The sequence below is a fragment of the Enterobacter sp. MALB-1 genome, from assembly GCF_041021625.1.
Taxonomy (GTDB): domain Bacteria; phylum Pseudomonadota; class Gammaproteobacteria; order Enterobacterales; family Enterobacteriaceae; genus Enterobacter; species Enterobacter oligotrophicus.
In genome coordinates this window covers 1,759,800-1,772,423 of sequence record NZ_JBDPJL010000001.1, presented here as the reverse complement: position 1 = coordinate 1,772,423, position 12,624 = coordinate 1,759,800, and the positions used below count along the sequence as shown (strand labels likewise).

Annotated in this window: 9 protein-coding genes and 1 pseudogene; 2 read left to right on the top strand and 8 right to left on the bottom strand. The window is 49.8% G+C overall.

Annotated features, from left to right (window positions below):
• Positions 1 to 30: 30 nt before the first annotated feature.
• The 8 genes and pseudogenes from ABGB15_RS08405 to ABGB15_RS08370 all read right to left on the bottom strand — a co-directional run.
• Positions 31 to 1,857, bottom strand: a pseudogene (locus ABGB15_RS08405) (ImcF-related family protein); the annotation flags it as partial.
• Positions 1,844 to 2,998, bottom strand: coding sequence for a hypothetical protein (locus tag ABGB15_RS08400; protein WP_369064168.1), 1,155 nt, complete (start codon positions 2,996 to 2,998; stop codon positions 1,844 to 1,846). The pseudogene ABGB15_RS08405 and the gene ABGB15_RS08400, both read right to left, overlap by 14 nt.
• Before the next feature lie 3 nt (positions 2,999 to 3,001).
• Positions 3,002 to 3,268 (bottom strand): PAAR domain-containing protein, encoded by a 267-nt coding sequence (locus ABGB15_RS08395; protein WP_369064167.1) that lies wholly within the window; start codon positions 3,266 to 3,268, stop codon positions 3,002 to 3,004.
• Between the two features lie 90 nt (positions 3,269 to 3,358).
• Entirely contained in the window at positions 3,359 to 3,772 is a 414-nt protein-coding gene (locus tag ABGB15_RS08390) for a hypothetical protein (RefSeq protein ID WP_369064166.1), read from the bottom strand.
• A 132-nt stretch (positions 3,773 to 3,904) separates the two neighbouring features.
• Entirely contained in the window at positions 3,905 to 4,552 is a 648-nt protein-coding gene (locus ABGB15_RS08385) for a DUF2931 family protein (protein WP_369064165.1), read from the bottom strand.
• Positions 4,549 to 6,132, bottom strand: a complete 1,584-nt coding sequence (locus tag ABGB15_RS08380; protein ID WP_369064164.1) for a DUF2235 domain-containing protein — start codon at positions 6,130 to 6,132, stop codon at positions 4,549 to 4,551. The genes ABGB15_RS08385 and ABGB15_RS08380 overlap by 4 nt, the downstream gene beginning before the upstream one ends.
• Before the next feature lie 2 nt (positions 6,133 to 6,134).
• On the bottom strand, positions 6,135 to 8,669 hold the full coding sequence (locus tag ABGB15_RS08375; protein ID WP_313326372.1) for a type VI secretion system tip protein VgrG: 2,535 nt from the start codon (positions 8,667 to 8,669) through the stop codon (positions 6,135 to 6,137).
• A 61-nt stretch (positions 8,670 to 8,730) separates the two neighbouring features.
• Positions 8,731 to 8,994 carry a DUF1493 family protein gene (locus tag ABGB15_RS08370; RefSeq protein WP_369064163.1) on the bottom strand — a complete coding sequence of 88 codons (264 nt, stop codon included), beginning with the start codon at positions 8,992 to 8,994 and terminating at the stop codon, positions 8,731 to 8,733.
• Between the two features lie 114 nt (positions 8,995 to 9,108).
• Between ABGB15_RS08370 and ABGB15_RS08365 the strand changes: the two genes are divergently transcribed.
• Complete coding sequence (locus ABGB15_RS08365) at positions 9,109 to 11,751, top strand: AAA domain-containing protein (protein WP_369064162.1); 2,643 nt, start codon at positions 9,109 to 9,111, stop codon at positions 11,749 to 11,751.
• A gap of 127 nt (positions 11,752 to 11,878) precedes the next feature.
• Complete coding sequence (locus ABGB15_RS08360; protein ID WP_313326378.1) at positions 11,879 to 12,517, top strand: hypothetical protein; 639 nt, start codon at positions 11,879 to 11,881, stop codon at positions 12,515 to 12,517.
• Positions 12,518 to 12,624: the final 107 nt, after the last annotated feature.

The window sequence follows — 12,624 nt, the reverse complement described above, 5'->3', positions numbered from 1 at the left end:
CCGCAGGAGTTTCAGATGACGGGCCTGTACCTCAAGCCGCATATCGACATACAGGTGCGCCACCTGAGAGAGCATTTTCTGGTACAGGGTCGATTCGCTGTTACGTACCCCCATCAGGCGAACCAGCAGGGAACGCGCCTGGCTGACCATGTTTTCATCGGCTCGCAGTTTCCACTCAGGATGTGTGACCAGCTGTGCGCCATAGAATGACAGCAGCGACGGGGCCATACCCTGCCAGACGCCGTCTTTCACATCATCACGCGTAGGCCAGTCATTCATCAACGCAGAACTGAACCAGGATGCATCCATATGCTCCGGGCGGGCCAGCATCAGATAGAGTTTGAGCTGGTCATAAGTGGTTCTGGCCATCTGCTCGCGCAGCGGGCTGCCCGGCGGCAACGCATTAAAGGCATTCAGTTGTCCCTGCAGATGGTCAGCGGCGGCATCCCGCAACAGCGGCAGTGCGCTGTGCTGGTAACGAGGCCAGAGTGCGGCCAGCAGCGCATTGTTCTGGCTCAGTCCGGCCTGCTCGTACCACGGCACGCCATGCTCCGCGCGGTACTGCAGGCGGGCCAGCGTTTTCTGCAGTTCAGACAGCGCGTGCAGGCGCTGCTCCAGCGGCTGGTTCTGCCGGGCGGCAAGTGCAGCCTGGACATTAGCGCCGTCGATCTGGCTGCGGTTTGTTATATACGCAAGCCCCATCCACGCGGCCCAGCCCACCATCGACAGGGCGACAACCGACGCAAACACTTTGCGCCAGGGAATGCCGGGCTTGCACGGACGTAGTCCGGCAGGGAGTGTCCGGACAGACTCAGGCAGGGCATCCCAGCGTTTATCCATGCCCCAGTGGTGCGGCACAGCACGTTCGGCACCGGCTGAAGGCTGACTGAACACCACGCCGGCCAGTGGAAGCGGGCGGTACGGATTGAGCATCACCGACAGTGGTGCGGTCACGCTTTCCGGCTCACGAATGAGCTGGTCGGCAAGCGTCAGCAGGAAGTTATGTTTCACCTCACCACAGGTCTGCTGCAGACCCTGCGAGGTCAGGTCCGGCGCCAGGGCGGACAGTTGCTCAGCCAGCCCTTCGGTACGGCAACCGGCAGGTAATAGACAACCGGTAGCCTGAGTAATGCGCCCTTCCGGTTTACCGGCGCGCGGGTGCAGTGACCAGATATACAGCGGGAGCTTCCAGCCAAGCGCTTCCATACGAGCGCTGATGGCGTGAGACAGGGAATCCATGGTGCTTTCAGACGGTACCGGCAGCGGCTGCTCCAGCCCTGGTGCTGAGAGCTGGTCAAAAGCCGAGGTGACCCACACCAGCCCGTCCACCGGGCGGCGGCGCAGTTTGCGCAGCGCGGTCAGCCAGGCACTGTCCGCTGGCGTATTGAGGTCACCGCCCCACAACAACAGCGTGCCGCGGTCTTCCTGCCAGAGCTGAGCCGTCAGGCCTGGAGTCAGTTGTTCCACCTCAGCGGCGGTGCCGGTTATCAGCAGAAAGCGTGTTTTACGGCCCCAACTACGACCGTAGAGGTTACGCATGGCGTCACGGATGGTGTCAACGGTGACGTTACGGGGGGCAGTCTGCTCAACACGTCCCTCATCGACGGGCAGAACATTTTTGCGTTTTGACTGAAAGCGATGCCAGCCCTGTTTGATGGCAAGTGTAATGGTTTTGCCATGGCGCAACAGCATCAATAAAACCAGGGCACCGGCAATGACCAGCCCTTTAAGTAACGGAGTATGCAGCCCCATTTGATCGCCAAAGTGCCAGATACCCCAGGCAATTCCGCCTGATAAAAGCGCAGAGAAGCCCAGTCTTCCCCAGCCTCCGCGCCATGCTGAATCACCCGTGGTCATCGTTTCGGTTCCCTGTTTGCACTGTATTAATAAATTTCTGCTCACCATCTGTAGAAAGCATCAGACAGTCTGCTTTTTGTATGTTCACGATATCGCTGGCGACTGCTGCCATTATCCATGGAGAAAAGGGGCCGCTGAGCCCGGCATATTTTTCCAGCCAGTGGAGTTGTTCAGGTTTCCAGTGACCGCCATAATCCTGTGTCGCTGCGAGTAAATCAGAAAATGCATTACCCCATTCCACTCTGTCGCCGACAATACTGGCAGTGGCACAAGCCTGAGTTTGTGTCGAGAAAAATGTATCCAGCGATTTTTCTGAAATCGCCATATCAAGAGCCATTGGACGCAAAAGACGGGCATTAAGCGAAAGATTATATTTTGTGGCGACATCATCAGAGGTCAACAACAGGATTGCGAGTGCATCACTGTACGCGTCCCGTCCCTGTGTCTGGTGAATAAGGATTAAATCCACATCCAGCGTTGGTGATTTAATTCGCTCATCCAGTGAGAGGAAGGTCTTTGACGTAAGAATCGTCAACTGTGGAACAGGGAGATCCAGAATGGCTGTCTGCCAGGCCTGCACAAATGCATCCTGCAATACCAGAATGTCATCGTGGAAATCTGTCAGTAGCGTGACAGCGGGTATTAAATCTAAAGGCAACTTTGCCAGTACAGGACTTAACCCGGTCAACAGAACTGAAAAATGTGTCTCATGATCTTGCAGACACATTCGTTGGGTCAGAGATGTGCTCTGCTCCAGCATTGGCGGGGCTGCAATAAAATTTTGAGGTGTCAGATTTGCAGGCAGCATTACACCACTGTGTAATACTGCGATATTGCGTCCAGACCACTCCATCCACTGTTGTTGCGCATACTCTGCCTCATTGGTTTCAAATTCGTGTCTGTCAAAAGCATTGTTATAGATCCAGCCACGCAGACACAGAAAGAAAAACCAGACAACTGCAGGGCCTGCGGTGACAGCCCAAAGATTAAATGTTTGAAGTGACCCGGCCAGTTTATTGGCATGCAGGACAAACAGCAGTACACAACCGACCAGCGCGAAAACCCCTAGCATCATCCACAAGATAAATGAAGGCTCTTCAGGCTTAGTCGATATTGTTGATTTCTGACGCTCCCAGCTCATTACTTATCCTATTACACAATCCGGTGCACTGGAGATCACCTGACAACCGCACTCACAATGGCAACCATCCACAACCACAGCTTTACCGTCAGAGGTCCATTCAGGCGATCCCTCAATAATGGCATTAATGCCATGCCCATCTTTTGGGCAACTGACCTTATCACCCACGAGGGCAACATTTTTTCCATTTACTACCATTGTTGATGAGGCAGAAATGACCTGGTCGGCGTGCGTGGTGTTATCACCAATCAATACAAAGCCTTTAGACATAAGAGACCTATTAAATAATTTTAATGCAATGCATGCATCTCACCCAGTAAATCAAAGCCAAATAACGCTTATCCATATCCAATAGCATATTTATTTTACAAGCTCCCAAGTTCCCCCTTCCGGTTTCTTATACCATTTTTCTTCTCTCTTATTTACGCTTGGAATGTATCCTAGATTAACAAAATTACAGACAAGCTTTTTGCAAATGCTGTAATCAACATACTGCTTATAGTCGGTTACAACTGGTTTCAAGCCTGTTATTTTTTCATGCTCTGCAATATAGGCAGACAGCATTTCATCATGCAATTCATCAGTATAATACTTTGATTGCCAACATTGATTTATAAAGGCCCCAACATTAAATGTTAAGGGGTGTATTATATACCCAGTATCATCGCTACTTGATGTAGGGTTATACCCATTCGCATACATCGGAGGAAGACAAGACGTGAGTCCGAACACAATCAATAGAGCGTAAAATGCCTTAAATATATTACATTTCATAGTTCACCTCACTTTAGAACATCACGATCAAACCTCGTGCAAGCCAAGATAAATAGCATTGGCAACTATGGATTAACTGCATGGGCACTCAGCAGGCAGATCTCGTAATAATGGAGTTATTTTAGTGAGTTATCACCAAGACCCATAAGGGTATTTTTTCCCATTTATAAATTTCATTATACCCTCGCTATATTCATAGCCATTAGGAAAGTTCGTTTCACCTTTGCACATGTCAAGGTCTTTACCTGAAACAGTCGTTATTTTTGTATCATTCAATGAGATGTCCGAATGGCCATATTGTCTTAGCCAGACTCGTACTTTCCCCTCCGGGGCCAACCCTATCAGCATCGTCTGCCGGTATGCATCTTTCCCAGGTTCTAAGACATCAGGGTAAGGGTTAATCATTTTAGCCCATGTATCATGCGTAAAAAATAAAGTTGACTGATATGTTTTTTTATCAATAATCGAATCCCAGCAGAATATCATTATCTGTGGCAACCTGTTGGCTTTATTAAATTGTGTATTCCCCGCAGAGTTACGTTTACTCCATTTATCTACACTGATCCCTTGTGGCTGATCGATAGTCCGATACGTCGATGCATAACCATCAACATCCAACAGTTTTAACAATGTAACCTGTGCTGGTAAAGCTTTTGGTGTGGTAAAAGCGAAATACCACTTGTCCCAGGGAGTTTTGAGGCTGTTAGTTTTCTCACTAGCACAGGCATTAACAGAGTCCAAAAGAAATAAGATCGAAATTATTCTGGCGATTGATTTCATGATTTACCTCCCTGCATATTCCAGACAGCTCGAAGCCACCCCGGATTTGGGCGATTGATATAAAAAAATAGATCGGATGATTTCACTGCCCCGTAGATGGTTTTCACTTTATTCCCGTCCAGCCAGACATCTTTTACAACCACAGGGTTCCAGTGAGCAGAGCAGTGAATATATTTGCCAATTAACTGTAATTCTGGTGAGATAAAAGGCGTCAGCACACCACCATTTCTCACAGCCTTTCCCTGGTCAATTGCTTTTTGACATAAAGCTTCGAGCTCAGGCGGTAAAGAGAAATTCTCATCCTTGGGGAGGATCTCATTAAACACTCCCCCAGCCTCTTGTGCCGCATCCAGCATCACTCGTAAACTAACTTTACTCCAGTCATTAGTTACTACCCTCTCAATAGTGACTGCCGCACCAACACGTTTTTGTGTGATGCCACCACGTTTTCTATCCTCGTTAACAAGATAGTCGTACCAGGTTTCTGTTTTTACTTCACCACCCGGAATTATCGCACTTAACGCTGGCAGGCTCTTTAAGTCAGGTATTTCAGCCGCTGAACGCCGGTAGATATCGGTCACTTCAGGAGGGATACTCTCACTGACAGTTTCATTTTGGGGCTGGGTCAGAAAAAGATACTCCTTTTCCTTTGGATTATAGCCACCGCCGATATCCGAATGAACTCCCGGCAAAGCCAGTTCCGGCCAGGATTCCTTAATACTGTTCAGGCTGAAGTTGTATCGGCACTCATGCATTGCCGAGATCTGAAAGACTTTCTGTGCAATATCTGGAGGCAGGCCCAGCTCAACGCCGGGGTTCACACCACTATGAACATCAAATAGATTACTGACTGTACCTACCGCGCACACGGTATCAAATAACCCCAGAAAGCGGGTTTCACCTGCAGGTTTCCCATGCTGATTTCGACCACCAAGCCCTTTCGTTATAGCCTGCTGTATGGCTTTATCGTTGTTTCTTACACGGTTAACAAAGTGGCGAGTCGCCGCCGCACCGCGACTAAATCCAAAAACATCAAACTGGATTTTCTCAATTGCAAAATTTTGCCCTTGGTTAAGAACCAGGAATTTCGAAATTTGTTCAGAAATAAGGCTGACGCCTTCATCAGTTTTTTCAACGACACCATAAAACCAACCGCCGGTCCCCATACTGATAGCACTATCGCTATTACCTTTATCGGTACCGATCCCCTGAACATAGATAGCACGTTGATAATCTGACTGCCCTTCAATTACTTCATCATTGGTAGCATAAAGTGTATTGAGCCAGTGAATATTTGAATAATAGCCAATATAACTCCCCGCATTATCAACATTTTTCCCTAGTTTTTTGGCACAGGCTTCAGCGTCTTCTGGCTTCATTCCAACGTCAAGATGAGAACAGGACTCCAGGATGCGATTCTGGGTATTAAACACATTATTCCCTGTTCCATCAAAAAACATCCCGATCGTGATGGTTATCCCCGGAACGGGTTTTCGTTTGCAGACAACTGTTTTCTCGGAAATATTAACATCAGTGAAATGCTCGCAATCACTGGCTTCCCATGCATGGTAATCACTCATACTTATTCACTTCCTGTTGTTGAATTGCCGGTTCCAAGGATCTCAATTTTTAATTTTCCGGGCATTGTGGTATAAATCGGCAGTGTTTTGCCATTATCATCTGAAATTCCATGGAATACCTGCCCATCAGCTGTCGTCACTTTATATTCAGTCTGAGAGATAATTTTCCCTTCTTCGTCAGTCAGAGAGTAAACTCCACCATACCCTTTTGGAAATTCAGAAGCAGGTGTGTTCAGCGAGGCTGCTCCCATTTTCTGGACATTGGTACATTTCAGTAAAATATTCCCTGGGCAACCTAGCTCAATATTTCCGCCACTTAACTTGATATAGGCACCACCACAGTTAACGACCAGTTCCGTTGCTGCTGTGATTTCAATTTTGCCTTCGGCGCTCGTTACCGTAACATCTTTCTTGGCGATAGCGTCCAGTGCATCATCCTGCGCCTGAATTTCGACTTTCCCCTTCGCCGCAAACAGCTTCATACCCGCCTGACGGGCCAGCATACTGATAGCTTCACCTGCCGCAACCGTGAAACGCTTCATAGCGCTGATGTCTGCATTATTTTGCGCTACAATCCCCACGCTGGCACTACCCGAGGAAACGCGTACACCTTCCGGACTGCTGATGCTAACGCCTTGCGGTGCATTCAATACCATCCCCGGCTGTACCAGTTCTGTCAGTGCATCCGTCAGCATTTTCTGGCTCTGGATATCCGCCGGATACGCCAGAGCACTTTCTGCCGCATCGGAAAGGCTTCTGGCGATACTTAACGCATTTTCAAGCTGTGCCACAGCCTCTTTCATAGAAAGCATTTTGTCACTGGCGGATGGTTGTTTGTCCGCACTAATGAATACACCGGCTCCGCCACGAACGGCCACCCATTTATCGGTGCGTAACTCCGCACCTTCGCCACGAAGGGTGCGAGAGGCGTCTACATTGTGGCCTAAGTTGAGTTGGGTCTTTCCGCCATACTCCGTACTGAGCTTGACATGCTCTTCGCCGCGCTTGTCCTCCATCCGCAGTTTGTTCAGGCCTGCAGTCCTGACAACATTTCGGGTGCTGTTGGCTTCAGTGACGTGATCAACGTGGCGGGAGTCGTGCATTGCATGAGCGATATACGGGCGGTCGGGATCGCCTTCATGGAACGCGATCGCCACTTCCGTGCCCTGGATCAGCGGGAAGTGAAAGCCGTACACGTCGCCGCCATAAGGTCTGGCGAGGCGTACCGGCATGCTTTCCTGGCCCAGGCTTTTCCCGTCACGATCGGCGTCAAATTTCACCCGGTACAGACCGGACGCATCCTGCCAGGCGTAGATATCATTGACCTTTGCGCTGCTCACCCGCGCCGTCATGGTCCCGGTCACCTTCGGGCGCGGCAGCAGCGGCGGACGCCAGCACACCGTTTCGCTGTAGGGTACGGCCAGCAGTGTCACCCGCAGTGCCTCCTTACGGCTGGCGGTAAACCCGGTGCCGGTGATTAATACCGGATCCTGCAGAAGTGCAGGCAGGGTTGGCGGCAGGCCGTCGGTGATGGTCAGTATCTGTGCCGGCGCAAGCCATGCCGCAGTACTGCTGCCGGTAATCAGCGTCCGGTTCGCCAGAAAGCGCTCATGGTCGAGGCGGGCGTAAAAGTTGGCGGTTTCTGCCTGCGGGTCGATTTTATCGCCGCGCGCCAGATGACGCAGCCGGTAGTGATAAACATCACCATAGGTTACCCCTTCACCGTCGCCGCGGGTCATATCTGCAGGCGCAGACTGAAGGATGCTCTGAGCATCGCGGTGGTTGTAATCCCGGGCGGTGACACTCGCCTCCACCACGTTATGGGTGACGTTCAGCCCCCACACCGAGTCGGCCCCGCTGTCGCTCATCCCGGACGGGCTGTTTACGGGGAGGGTCTTACCAAACATCAGCGCCCGCTGCGCATCGGCAAAATGCACCACTTCACTCTGCGCATCTTCCTGTAAGGTGAAGAAATAAAATATCCCCACCTCTGCCAGCAGGCGCTGAATAAACGCCAGGTCGCTTTCCTGGTACTGGTTTATCTGCTCGCGCTTCGGGTAGCTCTGTCTGAGGTTAAACTCATATTCCCAGCCGTGCAGACCGTGTTCCTGCAATACCTGCTCCACCACCTCCGGCACCGATTTGTTGACGAAGAAACGGTGGCTGCGGAACTGTTTATCCAGCAGGGACAGGAACGGTTCGAGGGTTATCATGTATTCTGTCTGGTCAGCAGAACTGCTGATTCGCTCAAAATGCGTGACCACGCCATGTACCCGCTTATGTTCAGTCAGGCTCTGTAATATGCTGCCGCCCATCGTCAGCGTCGCCGGTTTGCTCAGTAGCTGGCTGGCATCCACATTCCTGTCCGTACTGGTGAAACTGATGTCATAGCGGTAGAGCTGGCTCAGTGTTTCTGTCCCGCAAAAATCTTCGACATCAAGCGGTGAGGTACAGGAGGGAATGTCAAGCTGATAACGATTCAGGGTGGTATTAATCAAACCGGAAAGGGTATTCTGCAACGTATCCGTCAGACTCATAATAATGACTCCGTGGTGTTAATCTGTTTTACCTGACTGCCCCGGAACGGGCAGTCTGAAATTATTTATATAACCAGTGTCCTGCCCTGGCAGATTCAATAAACATGCGGATTGTCAGAGGCGATTTCTTTTGCGTGACCGTTTTGCAGGAAAATACTGGCTTCGTTCGCCAGGGATAATAATTATCGACAGAGAAATCATCCGCCCGGACCTGGAAATGCCGGAAATAATTTTCAGCCATTTCAGCCACATCATCAGCCTCATGAAGTTCCTGCAATGCAGCATCATCCTCCACAGGCACTGGCTTCAGAAAGAGAGTTGTCACCCGCGGTAATTCGTCCAGGATACGGGTAAAACAACGCTGTTCAAGTCACTCATCGCACAACAACTGGTTGCCAGAGCACTGGCAATCGCTGATGGAAAGGACCAGAACTTCGGCATGCTGGTAACTTCCACGGCAATAAAAGCGGTGGAGAATATCATCGACGATCTGCGAAGTGACCCTGCAACCCGGGATCTTGACTGGTTATGGTTTCATAGCGGATCGAACGAACAGGTTCAGCATGAGCTTACCCGGCTTGAGCAGTTGTTCAGCCGCTGGCGGCAGGAAAGCTATGATGAACAGCACCAGCGCGATTTTTTGGCTGTTTTGCTCAGGCACCGCGACGAGTTAAACTCCTGTTACCGGGCGTATCTGAATGAAAAGGCAACCGCGATACAGTCTGTTGTGGATTGTGATCTGAACACCACAAACGCAGAAGAGCTTCCGGCACGTTTTATGGCAAAAATCCCGCCGGTAGCCGCTCATGCACAACGACTGGGGATTGACGTTTCACTGCATCATCCTGACGACCTGGACAACTTAACCAGCCTGCTGGAACAACGCCTGCAGGAACTTCGCGGGATAAAAGCCCAGCGTTTGCAGGCCAGCAGAATTTACCAGACATTGCAGGCGACATGGCCACAACGACATGATCTGGCGCAAATACTGCGCTGGATGGATTCACCACTACGCCCCGCACTGGAACTGCATTACCGTGACTATCCGCGTAAGGGGATAAAACGTCATCTGGCCCGCCTGTTCGAGGGAAAATATCCGGCACGGCTGCAACAAATGAGCCTTGCTGCACCGGAGGACTTTCAGCATTTCAGTCTTTCTTCCCTGCCCCATCGCCAGTTAGCGGCTCTGGCTGATGCGGGAGAGATGCTGTCACATCAGCCAGACAATCTGGCCCTGCTGGAACTGCTCATGCAGGACGAACCCGATGGGCAGCAGGAAGAAAATCTGGTGAAGCTGTGTGCTGATATCACAACGCTCAGGAAACAATGGCAGCAAGTCACCCGGACACAGCAGGTTATGGCTCAGTATCAACAGCATTATCCCGAAGGTAACTGGTGTGACATTTTGCGTAAACGCTTCATCAGGCAACACCGGGAAATGTTTGAAGCTGCTATCGGCTATCTCTGGCAGGAACAACTGAAGCGAAAAATTGAGCTGGAAGAGGTGCTGACCCACTGGCGGGCTCTGATGAGTAATCGCCGCAGCGCGGGCTACTATCGCTGGCTGGACAAGCTGGATGAATTCTTTCGCGCACTGTCACTGGTGTATCCGGTAATGGCTACCACGCTGGTCTCCGCGTGGAAAGTGGCGGGTTATCGTAAACTTGATGAACTCAGGGGGCACAAACCCTGGCATCTGGCACTGTGCGATGAAGCAGGCATGATTTCGCTTGAATCTCTGGTGCCACTATTGAGTCGCAGCGAAAAAGCGATGATTGTCGGAGATCCCCTGCAAATCGAACCCATCAGAAACCTGTCAGAAAACCTGCAAACACAACTGCGTGATCGTCATTTTGCTGACAATAATACGTTATATGAGCGGGTTTCACCTGCAAGCGTTACAGGCTGGCACCGCGCGGCAGGTACACTTTCCGGACGAGTGGATGATACCGGCAACGGTATTATTCTCGATGAGCATCGTCGGTGCCAGAAACCTATTGCCGATCTCTTTATCCGGCTGGCGGGCTATCATGGCGTCAGCGTGGAAACGTCCTCCCCTTCCGACCGCATTGCCAGTGCCTTTGAAAAGTCTGGCGGGCATCATTTGATGTTCTACAGCGTAGAAGGCCAGAAAGGCGATATGGTTAACACTAATCTGGATGAAGTCGATGCTATTGAGCTACTGCTGAATAAGCTGGAAGAAGCCGGTTACGATCTGACTACCGATGTGGGCATCGTCACTCCCTATAGCAATCAGAAATCATTACTGATCAAGCGCCTTGCCCAGCGAATGAATCACTGGCAGAAAAACTGCATTGGTACAGTGCATCAGTTCCAGGGCGTGGGCTTTGAGGTCATCATTTACAGCCCGGTAATTTTTCATCCTCTTGATAATCCAAATTTTCAGAACGATGCGCCAAACATGCTGAATGTCGTGGTTTCACGCGCAAAACAGCAGTTTATCGTGGTAGGTAACCACCACCGGTTGCGACAGGCAGGTGGATACCTGAAAGTTCTTGCGGACACTGTTGCTGAAGATTTCCTTCTTGAACAGGGCAGCCAGCATCCAAATTTCGCCAGCCTGAGCCAGACACCGCGTTTGCAGCGTTATTACCGCGACTGCGAACATATCGCCGCATTCAGTGCTCTGGCGAGCCAGTGTGAACAGGAGCTGGTTATTATCACTCCATGGATCCGTCGGGGCGGTAAACAATATCAAAGGCCGGAACTGGCACAACTGGTGGCAACACAGCGGCGTGGTGTCAGCGTTAAAGTCTATTACGGGTATTACCATCAACGTCTGGACCGTGAAGAGGATAATGATGAAACTCTGATTGCTGAGTACCGCGAACAACTGGGAAAAGACAATGTTATCCGCCTGACCGAAGGTACTCATGAAAAGGTGCTGATGATCGATGGCCGCTACATTGTTCTCGGGAGCTGGAACTGGCTGTCACATGGTTATCATGATAGCTGTGAGCGTAGCGAGCAGTTCAGTAATGCTATTCGTCATGAGATTAGCGCGGAGCTGGATGATATGTCGCTGGTGAAGGAACTCAGGGAGAGGCTGAGGCTGGAATAGTATTTCGGTTTAAAGTCAAGAGAATGCTGCTAACAGAGCAAAAAACCAATAAGAACATAGGCTTTCATATTTATACTGACTAATCAGTACAAACCAACATTTTTTGATGCAATGATAGATAAATCACATGAATAATTTCAGCAAACATATAGAACCAAATAGATCTATTTTCGCCAGCGATCCCTTCGGATACAGTGCATTCGCTCGCCAAATGTTAGGAATGGCTAGCACTAGTGCAGGATTTCCTGTGGATATAACAAAACCAGCGACAAGTGATGAATTAAAGAACCCAATTCTTTGGTTATCACAGGCTCATGCGCTATCTGAAGCTGCGGTTGCTGTTTTAAGAAAAGACCAAGACTTTGAAAGCATGCCTGTATTGATCCGCGGAGTTTGCGACAGCCAATACTGCGCTGTGGGTTTAATGCTTGTTGGCTATAGCTTAGAAATATGCCTTAAATCGATGATAATTATGAAGGAAGGTATAGAAGGATACAAAGCCATGGAGGCACAAAACCGGCATCACAGATTACATCAGCTAGCTACTTTCATTCCCGACTTAAGTGAAAAAGAGTTGGCAATTCTTCGTGGGCTGACACACTTTGTTTATTGGGCTGGTCGATATCCAGACCCAGGTTCTGGTAAAGAAAATGATGCAGAGGATATTTTTAAGATTTCAGAAAAATATAAAATTTCAGCGCACGATGTTTTCAAATTATCGGATAAAATAATGAAACATACTATAAAGATAACTCACAATATATAAAATACATATATTCATAAGTACTTAAAGGGTATCGATTGTCAGGCGCCAACTGTAAAACCTGTTCATTGCCCTACCAAAACAGGTGTAAGTCAATCAGCCCGGTAAAC